This is a genomic window from Paenalcaligenes sp. DL 463 (genome assembly GCF_057475185.1).
In genome coordinates, this window is sequence record NZ_JBYBKX010000003.1 from 1 (window position 1) to 22,008 (window position 22,008).

At 51.6% G+C, this 22,008-nt stretch carries 24 protein-coding genes; 13 read left to right on the forward strand and 11 right to left on the reverse strand.

Annotated elements, in window-relative coordinates:
* On the forward strand, positions 1–182 hold a 182-nt coding region (locus tag AC2UZI_RS11530), incomplete at its 5' end, for a hypothetical protein (RefSeq protein WP_486944021.1).
* Positions 183–249: 67 nt separating this feature from the next.
* On the opposite strand, the gene galE is transcribed toward AC2UZI_RS11530, so the two are convergent.
* Together galE and AC2UZI_RS11540 are read right to left on the reverse strand one after the other, a co-directional pair.
* Positions 250–1,269 (reverse strand): UDP-glucose 4-epimerase GalE, encoded by a 1,020-nt coding sequence (galE, locus tag AC2UZI_RS11535; protein ID WP_486944022.1) that lies wholly within the window; start codon positions 1,267–1,269, stop codon positions 250–252.
* Positions 1,266–1,787 (reverse strand): gamma carbonic anhydrase family protein, encoded by a 522-nt coding sequence (locus AC2UZI_RS11540; protein WP_486944271.1) that lies wholly within the window; start codon positions 1,785–1,787, stop codon positions 1,266–1,268. Before AC2UZI_RS11540 ends, galE begins: the two co-directional genes overlap by 4 nt.
* A gap of 237 nt (positions 1,788–2,024) precedes the next feature.
* Here AC2UZI_RS11540 and rsmB point away from each other — a divergent pair, with 237 nt between their 5' ends.
* From rsmB to AC2UZI_RS11560, 4 genes are all read left to right on the forward strand, one after another.
* Positions 2,025–3,374 (forward strand): 16S rRNA (cytosine(967)-C(5))-methyltransferase RsmB, encoded by a 1,350-nt coding sequence (rsmB, locus tag AC2UZI_RS11545; protein WP_486944023.1) that lies wholly within the window; start codon positions 2,025–2,027, stop codon positions 3,372–3,374.
* A 14-nt stretch (positions 3,375–3,388) separates the two neighbouring features.
* A complete protein-coding gene (locus tag AC2UZI_RS11550; protein WP_486944024.1) occupies positions 3,389–4,093 on the forward strand; it encodes a DUF4390 domain-containing protein in 705 nt (234 codons plus the stop codon).
* Between the two features lie 170 nt (positions 4,094–4,263).
* Complete coding sequence (locus AC2UZI_RS11555) at positions 4,264–6,570, forward strand: sensor histidine kinase (protein ID WP_486944272.1); 2,307 nt, start codon at positions 4,264–4,266, stop codon at positions 6,568–6,570.
* Positions 6,571–6,591: 21 nt separating this feature from the next.
* Positions 6,592–7,317 carry a response regulator gene (locus tag AC2UZI_RS11560; protein WP_486944025.1) on the forward strand — a complete coding sequence of 242 codons (726 nt, stop codon included), beginning with the start codon at positions 6,592–6,594 and terminating at the stop codon, positions 7,315–7,317.
* A 69-nt stretch (positions 7,318–7,386) separates the two neighbouring features.
* Here AC2UZI_RS11560 and rfbB read toward each other — a convergent pair whose 3' ends face one another.
* Both rfbB and AC2UZI_RS11570 read right to left on the reverse strand, forming a co-directional pair.
* Positions 7,387–8,394, reverse strand: coding sequence for a dTDP-glucose 4,6-dehydratase (gene rfbB / locus AC2UZI_RS11565; protein WP_486944026.1), 1,008 nt, complete (start codon positions 8,392–8,394; stop codon positions 7,387–7,389).
* 15 nt (positions 8,395–8,409) lie between these two features.
* Complete coding sequence (locus AC2UZI_RS11570) at positions 8,410–9,321, reverse strand: methyltransferase domain-containing protein (protein WP_486944027.1); 912 nt, start codon at positions 9,319–9,321, stop codon at positions 8,410–8,412.
* A 63-nt stretch (positions 9,322–9,384) separates the two neighbouring features.
* Between AC2UZI_RS11570 and AC2UZI_RS11575 the strand changes: the two genes are divergently transcribed.
* From AC2UZI_RS11575 to AC2UZI_RS11585, 3 genes are read left to right on the forward strand one after another with little or no spacing between them, the layout of a single operon-like run.
* Positions 9,385–10,161 carry a phosphoribosyltransferase family protein gene (locus AC2UZI_RS11575; RefSeq protein ID WP_486944028.1) on the forward strand — a complete coding sequence of 259 codons (777 nt, stop codon included), beginning with the start codon at positions 9,385–9,387 and terminating at the stop codon, positions 10,159–10,161.
* A 9-nt stretch (positions 10,162–10,170) separates the two neighbouring features.
* The gene (locus AC2UZI_RS11580) at positions 10,171–10,641 is read left to right on the forward strand and encodes a tRNA (cytidine(34)-2'-O)-methyltransferase (protein WP_486944029.1); all 471 of its coding nucleotides are present in this window, start codon (positions 10,171–10,173) and stop codon (positions 10,639–10,641) included.
* Positions 10,642–10,661: 20 nt separating this feature from the next.
* Complete coding sequence (locus AC2UZI_RS11585) at positions 10,662–11,537, forward strand: MOSC domain-containing protein (protein WP_486944030.1); 876 nt, start codon at positions 10,662–10,664, stop codon at positions 11,535–11,537.
* Here the strand turns inward: AC2UZI_RS11585 and AC2UZI_RS11590 are convergent.
* The 4 genes from AC2UZI_RS11590 to AC2UZI_RS11605 are packed head-to-tail and all read right to left on the reverse strand — an operon-like array spanning position 11,534 to position 13,840.
* The gene (locus AC2UZI_RS11590) at positions 11,534–12,586 is read right to left on the reverse strand and encodes an NAD(P)H-dependent glycerol-3-phosphate dehydrogenase (RefSeq protein WP_486944031.1); all 1,053 of its coding nucleotides are present in this window, start codon (positions 12,584–12,586) and stop codon (positions 11,534–11,536) included. The two genes, AC2UZI_RS11585 and AC2UZI_RS11590, sit on opposite strands and share 4 nt — an antisense overlap.
* A gap of 3 nt (positions 12,587–12,589) precedes the next feature.
* Entirely contained in the window at positions 12,590–13,099 is a 510-nt protein-coding gene (gene secB, locus AC2UZI_RS11595; protein ID WP_486944032.1) for a protein-export chaperone SecB, read from the reverse strand.
* Between the two features lie 45 nt (positions 13,100–13,144).
* On the reverse strand, positions 13,145–13,402 hold the full coding sequence (grxC, locus tag AC2UZI_RS11600) for a glutaredoxin 3 (RefSeq protein WP_486944033.1): 258 nt from the start codon (positions 13,400–13,402) through the stop codon (positions 13,145–13,147).
* A 27-nt stretch (positions 13,403–13,429) separates the two neighbouring features.
* Positions 13,430–13,840, reverse strand: coding sequence for a rhodanese-like domain-containing protein (locus AC2UZI_RS11605; RefSeq protein ID WP_486944034.1), 411 nt, complete (start codon positions 13,838–13,840; stop codon positions 13,430–13,432).
* An 89-nt stretch (positions 13,841–13,929) separates the two neighbouring features.
* On the opposite strand from AC2UZI_RS11605, the gene gpmA reads away from it, so the two are divergent.
* On the forward strand, positions 13,930–14,679 hold the full coding sequence (gpmA, locus tag AC2UZI_RS11610; RefSeq protein WP_486944035.1) for a 2,3-diphosphoglycerate-dependent phosphoglycerate mutase: 750 nt from the start codon (positions 13,930–13,932) through the stop codon (positions 14,677–14,679).
* A gap of 1 nt (position 14,680) precedes the next feature.
* A complete protein-coding gene (locus AC2UZI_RS11615; RefSeq protein WP_486944036.1) occupies positions 14,681–16,186 on the forward strand; it encodes a murein hydrolase activator EnvC family protein in 1,506 nt (501 codons plus the stop codon).
* On the opposite strand, the gene AC2UZI_RS11620 is transcribed toward AC2UZI_RS11615, so the two are convergent.
* Positions 16,176–17,090, reverse strand: a complete 915-nt coding sequence (locus tag AC2UZI_RS11620) for a LysR family transcriptional regulator (protein WP_486944037.1) — start codon at positions 17,088–17,090, stop codon at positions 16,176–16,178. The genes AC2UZI_RS11615 and AC2UZI_RS11620 overlap by 11 nt on opposite strands.
* 173 nt (positions 17,091–17,263) lie before the next feature.
* Here AC2UZI_RS11620 and AC2UZI_RS11625 point away from each other — a divergent pair, with 173 nt between their 5' ends.
* From AC2UZI_RS11625 to AC2UZI_RS11635, 3 genes are all read left to right on the forward strand, one after another.
* A complete protein-coding gene (locus AC2UZI_RS11625) occupies positions 17,264–17,773 on the forward strand; it encodes a nucleoside deaminase (RefSeq protein ID WP_486944038.1) in 510 nt (169 codons plus the stop codon).
* Between the two features lie 307 nt (positions 17,774–18,080).
* On the forward strand, positions 18,081–19,592 hold the full coding sequence (locus tag AC2UZI_RS11630) for a S41 family peptidase (RefSeq protein WP_486944039.1): 1,512 nt from the start codon (positions 18,081–18,083) through the stop codon (positions 19,590–19,592).
* A gap of 14 nt (positions 19,593–19,606) precedes the next feature.
* The gene (locus tag AC2UZI_RS11635; RefSeq protein WP_486944040.1) at positions 19,607–20,359 is read left to right on the forward strand and encodes a HesA/MoeB/ThiF family protein; all 753 of its coding nucleotides are present in this window, start codon (positions 19,607–19,609) and stop codon (positions 20,357–20,359) included.
* Here the strand turns inward: AC2UZI_RS11635 and AC2UZI_RS11640 are convergent.
* Both AC2UZI_RS11640 and argB read right to left on the reverse strand, forming a co-directional pair.
* On the reverse strand, positions 20,356–21,102 hold the full coding sequence (locus AC2UZI_RS11640; protein ID WP_486944041.1) for a pyrimidine 5'-nucleotidase: 747 nt from the start codon (positions 21,100–21,102) through the stop codon (positions 20,356–20,358). The genes AC2UZI_RS11635 and AC2UZI_RS11640 overlap by 4 nt on opposite strands.
* Positions 21,103–22,002 (reverse strand): acetylglutamate kinase, encoded by a 900-nt coding sequence (gene argB / locus AC2UZI_RS11645; protein ID WP_486944042.1) that lies wholly within the window; start codon positions 22,000–22,002, stop codon positions 21,103–21,105.
* Between the last annotated feature and the right edge of the window lie 6 nt (positions 22,003–22,008).

Sequence of the window (22,008 nt, forward strand, 5' to 3'; positions counted from 1 at the left end):
ACGTGTGTGAAAGTAGGTCATCGTCAGGCTCTTATACCGAAAAACCCCCGCTTGTGATCAAGTGGGGGTTTTTTTATGCCCGCTCGATACCGCCCCCTAACTCGGGCTCTGAGGCGTTTTTATCTGTCTTTGGTCTCTACCGTTTGCTTTGCCGTTTAGCTCAAAAAAGCCTGCTTTTATAATAAAGTAGGCCTTCGACTAATCGATAGTACGGGGTGCGCAAGATTAAGGGGGCTCGGTGGTCTTAGCTTAGGTTTCGCGTTTCGCGTGGTTTTGTTGCCAACGCCAGGCGTCATCACACATTTCTTGTATGCCTTTTTGTGCTTTCCAGCCTAAGGTTTGTTCGGCGAGCAGGGTGTCGGCCCAACAGGCGGCAATGTCGCCAGCGCGTCTTGGTGCAATCTTGTAGGCTACGGCCTTGCCGCTGCTGTGCTCGAAGGCTTTGACCATATCCAATACGGAATAGCCTTTACCGGTGCCTAGATTGACGGTAAGTAGCTCTGACGAGCTTTCTAAACAGTGTTTAAGGGCGACCACGTGGCCATCAACGAGATCTTGTACGTGTATGTAGTCTCGGACCCCTGTGCCGTCGGGCGTGTCGTAGTCGCTTCCAAATACCTGTAGAAATTCGCGGCTTCCCGTGGCCACTTGGGCAACATAAGGCATCAGGTTGTTAGGGATGCCTTGGGGGGCTTCGCCGATGAGTCCGCTACGGTGCGCGCCCACTGGATTGAAATAGCGTAACCGCGCGATACGCCAGTTATCTTCGCTTTGGTAGAGGTTGGCTAGAATTTCCTCGACCATGAGTTTGCTATGGCCATAGGGGTTCGTGCTTGATAAGGGGTGGTCTTCGGTTAACGGTAAAAACTGTGGGTCGCCGTAAACCGTGGCTGAGGATGAAAAAATAAACGTTCGCACGTTAGCGGCTTGCATGGCGCTAAGTAGCTCTACCGTACCGTGCACATTGTTGTCATAGTAGCGCAGCGGAAATTGTACCGATTCACCGACGGCTTTTAATCCAGCAAAGTGCATGACGGCGGTAATGGCGTATTCACTGAAAATTTGTTTTAGCAGCGCCGCATCACGAATGTCGCCTTCAATGAATGACGGGCGCTGTGTCGTAATTGAGGTGATGGCATCCAGAACGGTAATCGAACTATTGCTTAGGTTGTCGAGTATCAGTACGTGATAGCCAGCTTCTTGTAAGGCTACCGTAGCGTGGCTGCCGATGTAGCCGGTGCCACCGGTAACAAGTATGTATGGGGTCATAATTTAACTAATTCAGTTTTGTATTGGGTAGCGCGCTGTTGGTAGTTTGTGGCGTTGCGGTGCAAGTTAGCGACTTCGTCGTTGCTAAGGGTGCGTATGGCTTTAGCGGGAGAGCCAATAATTAAAGATCGTTCAGGGAAGGTTTTACCTTCGGTGACTAAAGCTCCTGCACCGACCAGGCTGTTTTTACCAATAACGGCACCATTGAGAATAACGGCTTGTATGCCAATTAACGAGCCTTCTTCGACCGTGCAGCCATGCAGCATAGCCTGATGTCCAATCGTGACATTTTTACCCACATTAAGCGGATAGCCGGGGTCGGTGTGTAAAATAGCCCCTTCTTGGACGTTGGCACCTTCGGCGATGTGGATCAGTTCGTTATCGCCGCGCAGCACGGCACAGGGCCAAACGCTGGTGTGGGCATCCAGTTGTACCTTAGCAATCACGACGGCTTCGTCGGCGATGTAGGCGCTTTCATGGACCGTAGGGCTGATGTTATTAAGTTGATATTGTGTCATGGCGTAAGAAGAAAGTTTATTGGCCTTAAATCGTAGCATCAGAGTGTACAAAATATGTGGTGTCTGGGCCGAACCGATGTTGTGGTGCGGTGTGCCTATTCGGAACATTCTGTTTTATCTCTGGTCTATAGGTCGGTATGCGTTGAGTTAGTAGGCATATTAAGCGTTAATCCGTGCCTGCTGGTTAAAAGGTGCTACAGTTTCCCCCATCGTTGTTAACTTATTTATGACAGTCTCGTGACTTCTTCTTCCCCTACTTTAGCTCCTTCTCTTTCCGATAGCTTATTGGCCAGCTCACGCCATATTCAGGGCGTGTTATCGGGTAAGTCGCTGACTGAGTGCTTGTCGTTTACGCCCGATACGCTACGGGCATCTTCTCAAGCCATTAGTTTCTATGCCTTACGTCGCTTGGGCTTTGCGCGCCAATTGCGCCAGATCATGGTGCCCCGTAAGCCGCAAAGTGCGTGGTTAGAAGCTTTGCTTTTGGTGTCTTTGGTATTGGTGGACAGTGCCGCACAAGCGCAAGACGATCCCGATGCGTTTATAGATCGGCCGGATGTCCCTGTTTATTCCGTCCATACGGTGGTGGACCAAGTGGTGAGTGCGGCGGGCTCTCAACCCGAATTGCGAGCCTACAAAGCCCTGCTAAATGGCACGCTAAGGCGTTTCTTGCGCGAGCGCGAGACTTTGTTGGGGGCTGCTTTGGTCACGCAGGAAGCGCAATGGAATCATCCCCAGTGGTGGATACGTCGTCTAAAAAAAGCGTATCCTAAGCAGTATGAAGAGATTCTTGCCGTATCGAACGAGCCTGGGCCGTTAACGCTTCGCGTCAATGTACGCCGTTGCAGTGTGCAGCGTTTATTAGCGTTGTTAGATCAAGCCGGTGTGCGCGCGTGGTCGCCGGGTGGGGCTGCTGTGATTCTTGAACAAGCTCAGCCAGTAACCCGTTTGCCGGGCTTTGATGAGGGCTGGTGGTCTGTACAAGACTATTCCGCGCAACAAGCGTGTTATTTGCTTCCTATCGCTGATGGTATGCGTGTGTTAGATGCCTGCGCCGCCCCAGGGGGGAAAACGGCTCATTTGCTTGAGCAAGCCGATGTGTCATTGTTGGCGCTGGATTCCGATGCGCAGCGTTTAAGTCGTGTGGGAGATACCCTTGGGCGCTTAGGGCTGCTGTCTGATAATGTGGAATTAAAAGCCGCTGATGCGGCTAAGCTTGATGCCTGGTGGGACGGGAAGCCCTTTGACGCGATTCTTGCTGATGTGCCGTGTACCGCCTCGGGTATTGTGCGTCGTCATCCTGATATCCGTTGGTTACGTCGCGAGTCTGATATCGAGGCGACTGCCGCATTACAGCAAGAAATTACGGATGCGTTGTGGCGTACACTCAAACCGGGTGGGCACTTGTTATATGTGACGTGTTCGATCTTCCCGCAAGAAGGCGTGGTACAGGCCGATGCCTTTCAGTATCGGAATCCCGATGCTAAGCGGTTGGTTGCACCGGGGCAAATTCTTCCCAAAGCCAATCGTTTCGGCCAAGATTCAGGGGACGGGTTCTTTTATGCCTTATTTCGTAAAGCCTCATAAGTCGTTATTCGCTGATGTGTCGTGATTATTTTGTTGGTAAGCAAATCGCTGTTTTACTCCTTTTCTTAGCATCGCTGATGGTAGGGGGGCAGGTGCATGCCCAAGGATTGAGGGTCCAAATTACTGATGAGGGTGGGCTGCTATCAGATACGGCTGCTATTTATGCAGCGGCAGAACCTACTGATTCAGCCATCACCTTCGATGATCCCTCATCGTTTGATGACATTACTGAACGGGTCCAGCATGTCGAGCCTGTGGTGCGCGACGGCAAGCTGTATATTGATGCCGATATTGATTTTGAATTAAGCCCAGAATTAGAAGAGGCGGCCTACAAAGGCGTTCCGCTGCATTTTACGGCTGATGTGGAAATCACACGGGGTCGGTGGTGGTGGTTTGATGAAGTGGTCGTCAAAGAAAGTCAGACGTGGCGCTTAATGTATAACGCGCTAACACGGCAGTGGCGGGTTGGCGTGGGCGAGTTGTTAATACCTGAGTCCAGCCTTAATGATGCCTTAGCTCCTTTGCGACAAGTTCGAGGTTGGGCTGTGGCCTATGCGGCTGATTTTTCCAATAATGAAGACTACTCGGGACGCATCCGTTTGCGATTGAATACCTCACTATTGGCGCGACCTTTTCAAGTGGATGCCATTAATAGCCGTGCTTGGACGTTAGCGACGCCGTGGCGAGATTTTCAGTTTTCGATACAGCGAGAGCCGTAGTCGGGTTGTCATGGCCTTTCAATTACAATATGGCATCTTTTTAGGCTTTCAAGTCAGCGGGTAAGTGTAGGAAGTCGCTGAGCATTTGGGTCTTATCGTCTGCGGAGACACGTTTATAAATAATGAGAAAGACCGGTTTTCTCAACTTTCGTCGCCGTTTACCTGCGTTAATTCGTTGGTCGTTACGCGTGGCTCTTATTATCGCCTCTGTCAGTGCGCTGGCGCTTTTGGGCTTGTTGGTATGGTCCACGGCTAACGCTTCGCGCTATGCGCAGCAGTACGACATCCTGTTATTGCTCAATGGGGTGTTAGCGGTAGCGTTAATGTCGTGGGTGCTGTTGTTAAGTGCTCGCTTAGTGCGCCAGATTCGTCGTCGCCAATTTGGGGCGCGGATGACCGCCCGTTTTGCGCTGTATTTCACGTTAATCGGCATACTGCCTGGCACATTAATCTATGTGCTGTCCGTGCAGTTTATGTCTAAATCCATCGAGTCGTGGTTTAACGTTCGCGTTGATTCTGCGCTTGAGTCAGGTTTAAATTTGGGCCGTGCTGCACTGGATTCACAATTAACTGATTTAAAACAGCGTAGTCAGGGGTTGGTAAGGTCGTTGGATAATGCGGAGGGCGAGCCCGGTGCGTTACTAAATAGCTTACGTGAGCGTGCTGGGGCCAGTGATGTCATGATTTTCACCAGCGCGGGGCGCCTAATTGCGTTTTCTTCGTCGCGCTTTGATGTGACCTTGCCCGCCATGCCTCCGCAGAATGTGATGAATCATTTACGGGTGGCGCGAGAGTACGCTGCAGCCGAGATCGATGACGATGCGATGCCAAGCTTGCCGGAAAATACCGGTTTGCGTTTACGAGTGGTTTTGCCGCTAAGTGCTGCTGATACTTATCTAGGCCAGTTTGGTCAAAGTAGCGAGAAGCGTTGGCTACAAGTGATGCAAGCCGTGCCTGAGAACTTGGCGCGTCATGCGAATCAGGTGCAACAGGGCTTTAGGGATTACCAAGAGCTGGCGTTATCAAGGGTGGGCCTGCGTAAGTTGTATGGTATTACCTTGACCTTAGCGTTGATTCTGGCGGTTTTTGCCGCCATGGCGGCGGCGATTGCTATTTCTAGTCGTCTGGTTAGGCCTTTGTTGGCCTTGGCAGCCGGCACGCAGGCCGTGGGCGTGGGTGATTACCGACCCATTCCTGAGCCTGCTGCAGAAGATGAGGTGGGGCAGTTAACACGTTCGTTTAACACCATGACACGCCAGCTTGATGAGGCGCGTCGGATGGTAGAGAAAAATAGTCAGCAGCTTGAACGCACGAACGTCTACTTAGAGTCCATTTTAAGTAGTTTGTCGTCGGGGGTGCTGGTGTTTGACGATGCTTTCCGGCTAACACTCTTTAATCAAGCCTCGCAGCGAATTTTGCATTTGGACTTACGCAGTGTTAAGGGTCGGCCATTGGAAACCCTTAACGAAGCGGTCGATTTCTCACGTTATGTTCGCAACGCTTTTTCAGCGCATTCGGCGGTGGGCTCTGAGCGTCAATTTTGGCAGCAACAGTTCGAGCTTAACTTTGGTAGTGAGCACGATATGCAAGCGACGACCATTACGTTGTTGGCGCGGGGCACCGAACTACACATTGATGAAAGTTCAAATGGCTACTTGGTGGTTTTTGACGATATTAGCGATATTATCTCCGCTAACCGTTTGGTAGCTTGGGGCGAAGTGGCGCGGCGGTTGGCCCATGAAATTAAGAATCCGTTAACACCGATACAACTGTCAGCCGAGCGCTTGGCCATTAAGTTGGCTGATAAGCTTGAGGGGGCTGATGCAGCCATGCTGCTACGTTCGACCAATACCATCGTGAATCAGGTTGGTTCGTTGAAGCAGATGGTAGACGATTTCCGTGAATATGCCCGCACGCCGCCTGCGCAAATGCATCCTTTAGATTTAAATGCATTAATATCAGAGGTATTGCTGTTATATGGCTGGGATCCTGTTGATGGAGTGGTGCGAGACGTTGATACTAGCGTAAAATTGCGTGTCAATCTTGATCCGAGTCTGCCCTTGGTTGAAGGGGATTCTACGCAGCTGCGGCAAATTATTCATAATTTGCTTTCTAACGCGACAGATGCCGCCACACAAGGGCAAGACCTAACCGACGCCTGTATCGATGTGCAAACTATTAGTATGATCAAAGACGCAGAAGAGGGGATACATGCGGTACGATTGGTGGTGTCGGATAACGGTCCTGGTTTTGAAGAGCAGTTGTTGTCTCGGGTTTTTGAGCCTTACGTCACAACGAAATCAACGGGAACAGGGCTAGGCCTTGCTATAGTAAAGAAGATAATAGAGGAACACGGCGGGAAAATTGACGTTTCTAATCGTCGTGAGGGGGGCGCACGCATTTCCATCCTCTTAACGCGCCTGGCAAAAAACAGTATTTCGCTGGATAAATCTGCCGAAGGCAACGATAATGCGTAAAAAAGCATGTAGGGACGGTTTATGGCCAGAATTCTGGTAGTTGATGATGAAATTGGTATCCGTGAACTCTTGTCCGAAATTTTATACGACGAGGGGCATACGGTAGAAATAGCAGAGAACGCCGCACAGGCTCGCGCCGCACGTTTGCGTTCGCGTCCAGATTTGGTTTTGCTTGATATCTGGATGCCCGATACGGATGGCGTAAGTCTGCTTAAAGAGTGGGCATCGCAAGGGCTGCTTGATATGCCGGTTGTGATGATGAGTGGGCATGCCACGGTTGATACTGCGTTGGAGGCCACACGTATTGGTGCTGTGGATTTCCTTGAAAAGCCCATTACCATGCAAAAGCTATTGCAAACGGTGGCTTCTGGCTTAGAACGTACTGTGGTACCTGCTAAAACTGCCGAGACGGTGGGTGCAGCTCGTGCGGGTGGTGCGGTAGCGAGCCCAGCGGCAGGCGGTTCTGCGGGTGCCGCCACAGCACAGCAAGTGGCGGGTTTGGTGTCGCCGGCCGAACAAGATAACTCGTACCTAGGAAGTATCTCGCTTGACTTACCATTACGCGAGGCCCGTGACGAGTTTGAGCGCATTTATTTTGAATACCACTTGGCTCGCGAAAACTACAGCATGACACGTGTGTCCGAACGTACAGGCTTAGAGCGTACTCACTTGTACAGAAAGCTGAAGCAGCTTGGTATTGATGCTTCAGCACGTCGTCGTAACAGCAATAATCAAAACAACAGTTAGCAGGCTCGAAGGCTAAGCTCCCATCCGCCGTACTTCCTGTACAGGCGGATGTTCTTGTTTAAAAGCGAGTTATTGGCTGAATTGGACGCAGTAATGTTCGACGGTTTGTTCCAAGCCGTCGTCGAAATCAATGACCGGTTGCCAGCCTAGTTCTTGTGTCATTTTGGCGGCATCAATGGCGTATTTACGATCATGGCCTAGTCGATCGCTAACATGTTGAATAAGCGACAGGTACGAGTTGCCATCCGGCCGTGGACGAAGCCGGTCTAAATGCTCACAGACTTTGTTCATGATCGTATGGTTACTGTGCCAGTTTGCGGCACTAATGTTGTAACTTTCGCCAATGCGGCCTTGAGTCAAAATAGTGACTACGGCGCTTACGTGGTCGTCGACGTGCAACCAGTCTCGCTTATGCGTGCCGTCACCGTATAACGGAATGGGCTGATGTGATAAGGCGCGTGCGACAACGACTGGTATTAACTTCTCAGGGTACTGATATGGCCCGTAGTTATTGCTGCATGCTGAGATCAGAATGGGTAACTGATAGGTGCGGTGCCAAGCTCGTACCAGATGGTCGGCACTGGCCTTGCTTGCGGCATAAGGGGAGCTGGGGCGGTAGGCGGCGTTTTCAGTGAAACGTTGCGCGCTATCCAGCGCTACGTCCCCAAAAACCTCATCGGTAGAAACATGGTGGAAACGAAATTGCTGTGCCCGCGTCGCAGGAAGTTGTTGGTAATACTCCCGCGCGGCCTCAAGCAGTGTGAACGTGCCCACGATGTTACTTTGGATAAAAGCTGCAGGGCTTTCAATTGAGTTATCCACATGTGTTTCGGCAGCCAGATGAACTACCGCATCTGGCTGATGTTGCTTAAAAAGGGCGCGTAGGCGCTGTGCGTCACAAATGTTGGCGTGTTCGAATTGATAGTTCGGGTGCGGGTTGACGCGAGCGAGTGCTTTCGGGTTGGCGGCGTAAGTTAAGGCGTCCACACAAACCACGTGATGCGTCGTGTGGTCAATAAGATGGCGTATGAGCGCCGAGCCAATAAAGCCCGCGCCGCCAGTAACGAGTATCTTCATAAAGCGCCTAATACGTTAAGAGGCGGGTTTGCGTGTGATCGATGAGATAGGGATGCTAACTTCACCCGTGCGTTGATTACGCGTCATGTTGGCACGCCAAGCGTGTCCGTAGGCAACTTCTAGCGTTAAGTGCAGTGTTCCGTCGAGGTGGCGCTGAGCGTTTAACGCATCTACTAAGCGTTGGTACCACGCTTTGCTGACAAGGCCTGCACGGCGAGCGGAGTGGGCGTTGCCCCCCAATGCGCTGACTTCTTCTAGCAGTTGTTCGGGCGTTTTATAAGTAAGCGTGATGGTCTCTTGGTCCATGACAGGATCGGTAAAACCGTGTTGTAGCAGTTGGTCGCCGTAATCGTGCATGTCGACAAAGCTCAGGGTTTGAGTTTGGCTGTTGGCGTTGTTGAGAGCTTCACGTAGCTCAATCATTGAGCCTGGGCCCAACGTAGAGAAAATGATCATGCCATTGGCACGCAATAAGCGCCGCCACTCGGTAAAAACCAGATGCGGGTCGGGGTGCCAATGAAGCGCCATATTTGACCAAATAAGGTTTTGGCTTTCCGCTTGCAGTCCGGTGTCGGCCATATCGGCCTGTACAAAGGTGGCTGGCGTTTGAGGGCGGTTACGTAGGCGGTCCCAGAGGCTGGGTTTTTTGCCGTAGCGTTCTTCAGCCACTTGCAGCAGCGCAGGGCTATGGTCTACGCCGGTATAGTCCATGTCGGGATAGCGCGAGCGCAAGGGGTCATGCCCGTGACCTGAGCCGCATCCTGCATCCAATACATGTTGAGCATCAATACGAATGTAGCTAAGGCGCGAGAGCATTCGCTGTGCGATTTCGCCATAGAGGAACTGGGCGTTGTCTAAGGGTGCGCGTCGATTGAATTGCTGAATGACATGCTGATTATTGATGGGTAGAGAGGGAATATGTGACATAGAGGCGCGGTGAATAAACGTTGAGGCGCTTAAACGAGGTTAGATTGTCGCTTTAGTGTTTTCTTGACTGTACTGACTATTATGGCGCATCGGATACCGCTACGCGAACTTTTGGCCCGCTTACCTCGTTTTGAGCTATCTTTTACTAGTGTATGCCCTTTGTGCAGTGTGGCGGCGGATAACGGTGCGCTATGTAGGGACTGCCTTAGCGAGCTGACCCAGCAACGGCGACAAGGTCTACGTTGCCATTGTTGTGCTTTACAGCTGACGGCTCAGGGGCAATGTTTGGATTGTGCAGCGCGTAAGCCAGCTTATGAGCGTGTCTATGCGGCTTTTGATTTTTTAGCCCCTGCGGATTTATTGTTGCATCAGTACAAAAGCCAGCGCAGGCTGTCGTTGGTGCGAGTTTTAAGCAAGGCATTACATGCGGAAATTCGTCATCAAGAAAGCCCGCTTGCTCGTGATTTATGGGTATTGAGCGTGCCTTCTCGTCGTAGCGCCTTGCAAAAGCGTGGTTTTAATCCAGCTGGCGAGTTAGCCAGAGACTTGGCCAAACGCTTGGGTAGGCCGTATAAAGCGGGGCATTTATATGGCGAGCAGCAAGCGACGACGCAAGCGCAGAAGCATCGTAGTCGTCAGTCTCGGCTAGCGGCTGGCTTCGAGGGGTGGGCGTGTAAACCCATTCATGCGGGTACACACGTATTAGTGGTTGACGATGTACTCACCACTGGCAGTACACTTCATCACGCGTCTTTATTGTGTCGTGCAGCAGGGGCCGCCTCGGTTCAGGTGGCGGTGGCGGCTCGCACACCTTGGCGAGAGTTGTCTATCACTGCCTAGTAGGTTTTTATGTTCCACATTGTTTTAGTTTCTCCAGAGATTCCCCCCAATACCGGAAATGTCATCCGTTTAGCTGCCAATACCGGTGCTTCGCTGCATTTGGTTAAACCGTTGGGCTTTAGGCTTGAGGACAGCAAATTAAAGCGGGCTGGGTTGGATTATCATGAATGGGCAAGGGTGTCCCAGCACGATGATCTGCCAACGGCTTTGGCAGCGATTGGGGCCCCTAAAGAGCGTTGTTTTGCGTTTACTACCAAAGGCAGTCGTCCGCTGGGCAGTACGCCCTTGTTGCCTGGGGATGTTTTTGTGTTTGGACGCGAGACGGCGGGTTTGATGCCCGAACAGATTGCCCTATTTGATACGGCGCAGCGCGTACGCTTACCGATGATGCCCGAGCAGCGTAGTTTAAACTTATCGAATGCGGTGGCCGTGACGGTGTTTGAAGCGTGGCGCCAAGCGGGCTACCAGGGTTCGGTTTAATTACGTTTCGGAGTCGTAGCGTGCAAGTTGAGATTACTGATCTGTATGTGTATCCCATTAAATCCTGTGCGGGTTTGCGTTTGCAAAGCAGCACGATTAGCGCGCGTGGGTTAGCGTGGGACAGAGAATGGATGATCACGGATAGTGAAGGCAATATGGCGACTCAGCGCACTTTGCCTCAGATGGCGTTGATCACCCCTAGCGTTACCGAGACCCACCTTCATTTGACCGCACCGGGCATGGCGCCGTTTCGGATCAGTCTGGACGCTGCGGTTTCCAGACCGATGGCGTTGACGGTTTGGCAGAGTCGGGTTTGGGGTTATGACGAGGGCGATGCGGTGGGGGCGTGGTTAACGATGTTCTTGAATACCGAGGGCGAGTCGTATCGCTTATGGCGTACACATCCGCAGTCGCATCGTCGGATTGATCAGGCTTGGCTAAGTGATTGGAAGAGACGAAACCAAGGCATTAGCCCGATGCTTAGCGAAACTGAGTTTGCGTTTGCCGATGGCTTTCCCTTTCTGATTTGTAATGCGGCCTCGCTGGATGATTTGAATGCTCGCATTCAAGAGCAGGGCGACGAGCCCATTAGCATCGACCGCTTTAGGCCAAATATTGTGATCTCGGGTTTAGAGGCCTACGCCGAAGATAATTTGCTGACGCTCAGCGCTGATGAGCACCGCTTTGCGAGGCTTAAGCACTGCACGCGTTGCAAGCTTCCGAATGTGAACCCCGCAACCGCTGAGGTAGGCCCACAGCCGTGGAATACGCTGTTGGCGTATCGACGCTTTCCTAAAGGATTGTTATTTGGCATTAATGCGGGCCTAAGTGCCTTAGGCGCCGATGACACGATTCAGGTGGGGCAGGCGTTAGCCGTGACGTTTGAGTCGGATTAGGCTTGTTCGCTTCTGGACTCTCGGCCTAATAGGTCGATAACAGCTTGTTTGGGCGTTAAGCCTTCAAGTAAAACTTGATAAACGGCTTCGGTAATGGGGGCGTTAATGCGATGCTCTTGTGCAATGGCTCGTGCTGCACGGGCGCAACGTACGCCTTCTGCAGTTAATCCGCTTGCCATAATGCTCTCAATGCTTTCCCCTTGGCCAATGGCAAGGCCCACGCGTCGATTACGGGAAAGGTCTCCCGTTGCGGTCAGGACGAGATCGCCTAGTCCCGTTAAGCCCATGAAGGTTTCTGCTCGGCCCCCTAGGGCAAGACCGATGCGTTGTATCTCGGCTAAGCCTCGGGTTATCAGCGCGGCACGGGCATTGGTGCCTAGACCTAAACCATCGCTGATGCCGCAGGCGATGGCAATAATATTTTTCAGTGCGCCGCCCACCTCAACGCCAATGACGTCATCGCTTGCATAAATACGGGCTTGTGTGCCGTGCATGACGTCAACGCAAGCAGCGGGTAGAGCGGGGTTGTTGCTAGCCACGGTCAACGCGACCGGCAAGCCTTGGGCAACTTCGAGTGCAAAAGAAGGGCCTGAGAGTACACCGTGGCTAAGCCAGGGCCGGGGCTCGAAATGGGATTGCGTAATGGCACTGGGTAGAGCGCCTGTTTTGGCATCAAAGCCTTTGCAGATATGCACTACATATAACGGATGGTTCCGATGAGCCGGTAAGAGCTGGGCAAGCGCCTGACAGGTTTGCGCCAAAGCAGCCACGGGTACACCCAGGATAATGAGTGCCGGGCTGCTGTCGTTGCCACACGCATGTTGAACGGCCTCGCGCATCGAGGACGTGGCAGTTAGGGCCGTGGGTAGCGCGATGCCCTGTAAGTAGCGTTCTAGGGTGTGATGCTGGTTGATCTCGTCGACAACGGCAGGATCACGGGCCCACAGGGTTGTGGAGGCGCGGGCACAGCACAGTGCAGCGAGCGCCGTTCCGTAACTACCCGCGCCTAGAACGCTAACGCGTGGCAAATGAGAGGCGGATTCAGTCATGCCTTATTGGATTGGCTGATTCTCTGCTTCATCTGTGGCGGCTTTTTGCGCTTCAGCCAAACGCTGTTCGTACATCTGTTGGAAATTAACCTCGGTTAAATGTAGCGGAGGTAAGGAGGTACGTGTGATGGCATCAGCAATGGTCGCACGTAAGTAGGGGTACAGCATGGTTGGGCAAACAATACCGAGCAGGGGATCGAGCTGTTCTGCAGGAATGTTAGCGGCTTCAAAAATACCCGCTTGAGTGGCTTCGACCAAGTACAACACCTTGTCGTTAACACGAGTCGTGACGGTAGATGTGACGCTGGTTTCAAATACGCTTTCAGCTAAACGCTGAGCACTGACATTCAGTTCGACCTCAACGGCTGGGGCTTCTTGCTCTAAAAAGATTTGCGGCGCATTCGGCATTTCGATGGAAAGGTCTTTAACGTAGGTGCGCTGCATGCTGAAGCTAGGTTGTGGCTGCTCGGAGTTGGCTTGTGCGCCAGCGTTTTGTGAGTTTTGTTCGGCCATGAGGGCCTCCTGAAAAATAAATGAATATGACCAGAGCGCTAAACGCTACTCGGAGAGCAGTGGTAATAACTCGCCAGCACGATCCAGTGCTGCTAAGTCGTCGTAGCCCCCGACGTGAGTGTCACCAATATAAATTTGTGGCACGGTACGACGTCCGGTGCGTGTCATCATGAGTTCGCGTTGGCTTGGGTCGCGATCGATGAAGATTTTTTCGATCTCTTCCACGCCGCGTTGTTTTAACAGCATCTCGGCCCGTGTGCAAAATGGACACACGGTGGTGCTATACATAATAACTTTTGCCATGTAACAAAATACCTTAATTGACGAGGGTTACGACTTTTTCACGGGAAACCCTGCTTGCAACCAGCCTTGTAGGCCAGACTCTAAGCTGAAAATTTCCTCAAAGCCTAGTTTACGCAAACTTGCCACGGCTTTGGGGGCATTGCGGCCATGCTCGCAAACGACGACAATAGGTTTGTCTTTTGCGATAGATGCCGTTTTGCTCTCAAGATCAGCAAGGCTGATGTTTCGTGCTTGTGCAATATGACTGGCTTTGAACTGTTCTGACGAACGAATATCAATCAGTATAGCGTTGTCTTGGTTCATTTTTTGAACCACGTTGTCAGCGGGAATAGCTCGGCCAGGGCGGCCTTTTGTAAAGGCTGGCAACAACAACATGATGCCGGAAGCGATGGCAACGAATAGAATAAGAAAATTATTTTGACTAGATAAAAAGTCCACGATGAATCCTGAATAAAGCCTTAATGAGTGGGCGACGTCGGTTGATTATAAAATGGACAAAAGTTTTCAACCTAGAGGCTATTTTTACCATGTATAAACTCGTACTAATGCGTCATGGCGAAAGCCAATGGAATCGAGAGAATCGTTTCACTGGCTGGACTGACGTTGACCTTACCGAAACAGGCCGTGAACAAGCACGACAAGCCGGTGAGCTCTTGAAGTCTAAAGGCTTTGAATTTGACATTGCCTTTTCTTCGGTTCTAAAGCGCGCCATTCGCACGCTATGGATCGTCTTGGACACCATGGACGCAATGCACACACCTATCGGCATGAGTTGGCGTCTTAACGAGCGTCATTATGGCGCTTTACAGGGGCTAAATAAAGCCGAAACCACAGAAAAGTTCGGTGAAGAGCAAGTTCATATCTGGAGAAGGGCGTATTCTGAGGGCCCAGACCCTGTATCTGAAGACGATCCTCGCCATCCTCGCTTTGATGCTCGTTACCATCGCCTTAAGCCTGAGCAACTGCCAGCAACCGAGTGTTTAAAAACCACGGTAGAGCGAGTTGTCCCATTTTGGGAGGATTCGATTGCTCCGGCGATTCGTTCAGGCAGAAGCGTTCTGGTAACGGCTCATGGCAATAGCTTGCGTGCGTTAATTAAGCACATTGACACGATTTCTGAAGAAGATATCGTGAATCTTAACCTGCCTACAGGTCAACCATTGGTGTACGAGCTTGATGAAAACCTTAAGCCCATTCGCCATTATTATTTGGGTGATCAGGCAGAGATTGACGCGCAAGTAAAGGCCGTAGCTGATCAGGCGAAAGCAGGCCGATAGTATGCGTCGAGCGAGTCTGGCTTTTGTTTCATTACTCTTGATGAACGGTGCGTGGGCAGCGGATGCTGCCTTGCAGGACAAACAAGAGCAGGCTCGCCGCCAGCAGGCTGAGTTACGTGAACGTATACAAGGTTTACAAAAAACCATAGAGCGTACCGAGGCATCGCAAACGGATGCGTCGGTGGCTCTAAAAGAGTCGGAGGCGGCTATTTCCGCCAGTGACCGACGTCTAAACGAGTTAGAGCAACGATCCGAGCGTGTTACGAAACACCTCAACGAGTTGAATACCCAGATTCAAGATCAAGAGGCATTGCGTGAGCAACGCCAGACAGAACTTGCCGAGCAGTTGCGTGCCATGCATGCAAGTGGGCTGTCACCCTGGGCCGCTTTGTTGTCGGGCGATAATCCGCAGGCCGTACAGCGTGAGCTGGGCTATTTTTCATATGTGTCTAAAGCACAAGCCGAGCAGGTTCGCGCGCTACGCGCAGCGTTAGAGAAATTGGCGTCGTTACGTGCGAATGCCCAAGCCAGTCAGCAAGAGTTAGATCAGCTTAGCACCGCCGCTCAAGACCAACGGGCTGAGTTACAAAAGCAAAAAGAGCAGCGTGTAAAAGTGCTCGCGCAAGTCGAAGATGCGTTAAAGCAACAGCGTACTCAGGCCTCAAATTTAGCAAGTAATGACGATCGTTTGGCTCAGTTGATCTCAGGCCTTGATGTGGAAATTGCACGCCAAGCTGAATTAGCGAGACAGGCCGAGATTCGTCGACAAGCCGAAGAAAAACGTAGGGCCGAAGCGGCTCGTTTAGCTGAAAAGGAGCGGCAAGAACAAGAGGCACAGCGTGTGGCCGAGGCTCGCCGGGCGGCTGAGCAACAGCGCCAACAAGAGGCTGAACGTTTGGCTTCGCTTTCATCGTCGTCCGATCAAGATGAGGCGTTAGCTGCCGAGCGTGAAGAGGCGAGGCGCTTAGCCATTTTGGCGCACTCTCCGGCGGTTGAGGTTGACGAGCAACAGCCACGCTTCGTACCGATCGAGCCGCCTGAGGCCCCTCCCAGAAGTCAAACCACAGCACCCCAGTCAGCTCCCCAAGAGCCTCCACGATTAGCACCTGAAGGTGGGTTTACCGGCTTGCAGCGAGGCTTGGCCATGCCTGTACGTGGTCCGATTCAAGGACGCTTTGGGGCAGATCGACCTGAAGGCGGGAAGTGGCGGGGTATTGTGATCCGCGCCGGCGAAGGTTCAGCGGTCAGTAGTGTTGCCGATGGCAGGGTGGTGTATGCCGATTGGTTACGTGGTTTTGGTAATTTAATTATCGTGGATCATGGTAATGCTCACTTGACGGTGTATGGCTACAACCAAAGCTTATTAAAACAAGTGGGTGACGTGGTGCGGCAAGGCGATGCCATTGCACGAGTAGGGGCGACCGGAGGCCAAGTTGAACCCGGACTGTATTTTGAAATTCGCCTTAAAGGCGAGCCTACCAACCCTCAGGCTTGGCTTAAAGGGTAGTCGAGTTACCGTTTCGGTCGTGCTCGAATATTTTGCATTCAATTAAGCGGTTTTTCAGCCACTGTGTGCCGGGTGGGATAGGGTTGATTGTTGACCACAGCAAGTCAATGCCCGCTACCCAGTCGGTATGGGGATACGCCTCCAGCGCGAGCTCAACCAGTTCACCCCGTTCAATTTCAGGCTTTATCAGTTGGCGAGGTAATGTGGTCCAACCCAGCTTGGCTTTTACCAGCTCTACCAGCACCAAATAACTTTCGGCCTCCCACGTTTGATTGGCATCCAGATACTCGGTGGTTGGCAGTTGGTTTTTGTGCGCACTAAAGCTGAGTCGTCTGTGTTTTTTGAGTTCTAAGAAGCTAATTTCACGGCGGCTTGCCAGAGGGTGATCTCGGTGCACGACATGCGTTAGGATGAGTTTTCCAAGTTGGCTGAACTGGATGTGACGGGGGTAAGAGCTTTGCGCAAAAGTAATGGCTAAATCGATGTCACCTTCGATCAGCAGATCGGCAATACGACCTCTGTCGGGTGTGCGTATGGTGGTGTCGATGTGCGGGAACTGCTGGGCGAAATCGCTTAACGGTTCAATAACGGCGCCATACGGAATTTCAATGGCGATGGTCATTGATGTTTGATTAACGGCGGCAAGTCGTTGTGCATGACTGGCAAGTTCCGCATGTTGGTCAAGGGTGAGTTGCGCCGTTTTTAGTATCTGTATGCCGGCTTTAGTGAGGGTGGGCAGTTTCCCGTCGCGCTTGAATAGGGCAAAGCCTAAGTCGATTTCTAAGTTGGCAATGGCCATGCTAACCGACGATTGCGCCTTGCCCAAATGCCGAGCCGCCGCAGAAAATGAGCCGTGTTGAGCCACGGCACTAAACACCTCAAGTTGTTCAATCGTATAACGCATACTTGTCTTTGTTTGCTTAAGCTATGGGTTTTATCTGGAACCTATCGGTTTATCCTATAGGTTCTAACTTTATCCTATGTTAAACCTGCTGGATGATGCTACTCATGGATTGATGAATTTAAGGGCGGAATGCTTCGGCATCGCCCTGTTGCGTAAACGAAAGGTATCAAAGTATGAGTGTACAAAAGACAGATCAAACTGAGCAGTTGACCGAGCTAGATCGCAAAATGTTGCGTTTGGCCATTCAGTTGTCGGAAGAGTCAAAAACACGTGGTCGCCACCCTTTTGCGGCCGTTGTAGCTGATGAACAGGGCGTGGTAATCAGTACCGCAGGAAACAACTCAATGCCCCCGGAAGGCGATCCGACGCAGCACGCTGAGCTACGAGCCGTAGCCGATGCCGCCAAAAAACTAAGCCCTGAAGCCTTAGCGCGTTGCACACTGTACACCAGTGCTGAACCATGCTGTATGTGTTCGGGCGCTGTGTATTGGTGCAATATTGGTCGGGTGGTGTATGCCTTATCAGAACGAAAGCTGCTTGAGTTAACGGGGGCTCACCCTGAAAACCCTACGTTTTCGCTGCCCTGTAGAGAGGTGTTTGCCAAAGGCCAGCGTGACATTCAGGTGATTGGCCCCGTTCTCGAGGACGAAGCGGCAAAACCACACGTGGGTTTTTGGAGCTAAGTTACTGTTGCTGACGATAGCTCGCCTTGTTGGCGAGCTTTTTTGTTCTTGCCGTGCAAGCTGAGGGTAGCGTTGCGCGCTTGGATAAGGCCTCTTAAAAACCGGTTTCTCTGTGTGGTTTTTCAAGAAAAAGTGGGCTTAACATTGTGTGGCACCTAGGGTTACGCCTATGATGTGCAGACAAAGGTAAAAGATTAAGGTGATCACAGGGCAGATACACCATGTCTGGACTGTGCCCGTCTATAATGTAATGCAGTGCTGCTTCGCATTAAAGCGGCTGTTTTCTGACTTGATCTATAGGACTTACATGAGCACACGCAGGTTTCGCGGAATTGGTTTGGTTGGTCTGGGGGCGGTAGGGGGTGTACTCCTTAGTCTTGCTCTCACCGCAACAGCGCAGCGTGGTGAACCCTTGCCTCTGCGTGAACTACAGCAGTTTGCCAATGTATTCTCCGCCATCAAAAGTAGCTATGTCGAGCCGGTTTCAGACCAGTCTCTGGTGAACGATGCCATTAAAGGCATGTTTAACGAACTCGATCCACACTCTGCCTATTTAGATGCCGATGCATTTAAAGAGATGGAGAACATGACCCAGGGTGGGTTTGGTGGTTTGGGCATCGAGATTGGTAGTGAAGAAGGGCGTCCTAAAGTCATTTCCCCTATTGAAGACACGCCTGCAGCGAAAGCGGGCATTATGTCGGGCGACATCATTACGCACATTGACGGTGCTGCCACCAAAGACATGTCGTTAAACGACGCTATTAAATTAATGCGTGGCGAGCCTCAAACGTCGGTCGTCTTGACCATTTTACGTGCTGGCCGCGAGGCACCGCTTGAGGTCACCATTGTGCGTGATCACATTAAAGTGCAAAGTGTGCGCGGTAAAAATCTGGATAACGAGATCTTATATGTACGTATCTCGCAGTTTCAAGACCGCACGGCAGCCGACTTAATGCGTCAGCTGCAAAGCTTAAGTTCGGGCATCACTCCTCGTGGTGTGGTGCTTGATTTACGTAACGATCCAGGCGGTTTGCTGGAAAGCGCCATCGGCGTGACCTCTGCTTTTATCGAGCCCGGTAAACTCGTGGTCTCCACCAAAGGACGTATTCCTTCCTCTAACCGTGAATATTTCGCGAAGTCCATGACCTCGGTGTTAAGCGAGTTAAACGGTGACACTGCCGCACTGGCATCGATGAAGTGGGTGGCTGATGTCCCTCTCGTAGTATTGGTTAACGCGGGCTCGGCTTCGGCTTCTGAGATTGTGGCCGGTGCTCTACAAGATCATAAACGGGCCACCATTATGGGTAACCGAACCTTCGGTAAAGGCTCAGTACAAAGTGTGTTGCCGTTGGGTACAGACGCTGGAATTAAGTTAACGACGGCCTTGTATTACACGCCTGAAGGCCGCAGTATTCAGGTCACTGGTGTTGATCCCGATATCTTTGTTGATGATACGGCTCAAGGAAATATGTTCCGCATTCCTCGCGAAGCTGATTTACAGCGCCACATCCATAATGCAGAGCTTGAAGACGAAAGCGCTCAAACCCTTACTGACGAATACATCGACGAGCCGAAAATGTTCGAATTTGGTGGCGATGAGGATTTCCAACTTGCACAAGCCATTAACTTCCTTGAAGGTCGGCCGGTGAAGAAGTCGGATCCAAGTTTGGCTCAGGCCAATACGGATGAATCATCCGCAGATGCCGAGGCAACAAAAACAAACGGTGAGGCTCAAAAAAAAAGTCCAATAAATAGCGGTGCCGTTGAGCGCTACCGGATCACACCTGAAGGTTTGGTTCCTGTTAATGAACAGCCCTAAGGTGTGTTTACAACATGAATGATCAACACCTTATGCGCTATGCGCGCCACATATTACTTAACGAGTTCGGTATAGAGGCTCAAGAAAAAATTGTGGCGTCGCATGCGCTTATCGTAGGCGCGGGTGGATTGGGCTCGCCCGCGGCGTTCTATTTGGCTTCATCCGGGGTGGGCACACTAAGTATCGTGGATGACGACGTGGTCGAGTTAAGTAACTTACAGCGTCAAATACTGCACACCACAGATCGCGTGGGCATGCATAAGGCGGTTTCAGCCAAACACAGCCTTGAACAGCTTAACCCTACGGTAACCGTGCACCCTATCACTCAGCGCCTTGATGAAGCCGCTTTACGACCTTTGGTCGAAGCGGCTGATATCGTCTTGGATTGCACTGATAACTTTGCAACGCGTCATGCCATTAATCGTGTTTGCGTGGCACTTGCTAAGCCGTTGGTTTCTGGTGCGGGCATCCAGTTTTCAGGACAAATCAGCGTTTACGATTTACGCGACTCACAAGCGCCGTGCTATAGCTGTTTGTTCCCTGAGGCCGATGACGTGGAAGAGCTGCGTTGTGCAACTACCGGTGTGTTTGCGCCGGTTGTGGGCATTATTGGGTGTATGCAGGCGGCTGAGGCCTTAAAGGTACTGGGTGGGTTTGGAACCACCTTAACAGGACGTTTGCTTAGCTTTGATGCGCTGGATACCAACTGGCACACGGTGCGTTTCCGCAAAGACCCTGATTGCGAAGTGTGTTCCAGCCGTACTTAGTTATCCACAAGCGATAGCTGAGTATGATTTTGTGCCAATTCTTGAATGCTATCGACGCGCAAGTCGACGTAGGTGTTGCGGCCCCGATGAATAGCAGAGTACGGGGTTCCGGCATTAAAAATATGTACCGTCTGCATTCCCACTTGTTTTGCCACTTTAAGATTACGTAGGGTATCTTCCACCAGCACAAGGCGTTGTGCTGGAACGCCTAAAAACGCTACGATCTGTCGCATTAAAGCCAGCGATGGCTTGGGACGATAGCGGCCTTGACGGTACATATGATCAATAGCCCATATGCCATCAAAATAGCGTTGTATGTCGGCGTGAACCATGACTCGCGCGGCATAGTCATGGGGTGCATTGGTCAGTACTATTTTTCGTCCAGCTAAGCGTTTCAGGCTATGAGCCAAGCCCTTCTCAACGCTAAGTAGCGGGGCTACATTAAAATCGTGACTGCGATGCAGAAATTCGGCGGCACTGATATTGTGGTGTCGATGTAGACCAATAACCGTCGCCCCGTAGCGTTGCCAATATTTTAGTCGTAGCGCATTGGCTTCGTCGGGGCCTACGTGCAGCATCGCTTCAACGGCGGCTGCCATGCGAGTATCAATCGCCGAGAAAATGCCACACGAGGCATTATGCAGCGTATTGTCTAAATCGAATAGCCAGATGGTTTCTGGCTTCGATGCGCTTGAGTATGGTAGACGTTGCCCCCACGCATGACAGCGGCTAAGTCTGTGCATTTAGTGAGAGCTAATCATGGTGCCAACGCCACGGTCTGTCAGAATTTCGAGCAACAAGCTGTGAGCCACACGGCCGTCGATGACGTGTACGGAATTGACACCGTTACGCGCGGCTTCTAAAGCCGATGAGATTTTGGGAAGCATGCCGCCCGAGATGGTGCCATCGCTAAATAGTTCGTCGATGGTTTGAGCCGAAAGCTTACGCAATAACTCACCATTTTTATCGAGTACACCCGGTGTGTTGGTTAGCATGACGAGCTTTTCAGCACCTAGAACTTCGGCGATTTTTCCCGCCACCACATCGGCGTTAATATTGTAGGCACGCCCATCTTCGCCATAGCCAATGGAGGAGATAATAGGGATGAACTCGTCATCTTGTAAGGCTTTGACAACGGCGGGTTCAATGCGGGTGATGTCACCGACAAAACCAATATCCAGCATTTCGCCGGGTCGCTCTGCGTCGGGCAGTAACTTCTTTTTCACTTGAATAAGGCAGCCGTCTTTACCGGTTAAGCCCACTGCTTTACCGCCTGCTTCGTTGACCATCATGACGATGTCTTGCTGTACTTGTCCGCCTAGCACCCACTCGACGACTTCCATGGTTTCGGCGTCAGTAACGCGCATGCCCTGAATAAACGTACCCTCTTTGCCGACGCGGCGTAGTGCATCATTAATTTGCGGCCCACCACCATGTACGACGACCGGCTTTAGGCCGACGAGCTTAAGCAGCACGACATCGTGTGCAAAGCTGCGTTGTAGGGCTTCTTCGGTCATGGCGTTGCCACCGTATTTGATAACTACGGTTTTGCCATGAAAGCGTCGAATATAAGGTAGGGCTTCAGAGAGCACTTCGGCTTTAACAGTGGGTGAATAGGTGGTGGTCTCGTTAGAAGTCGTCATGGCGTC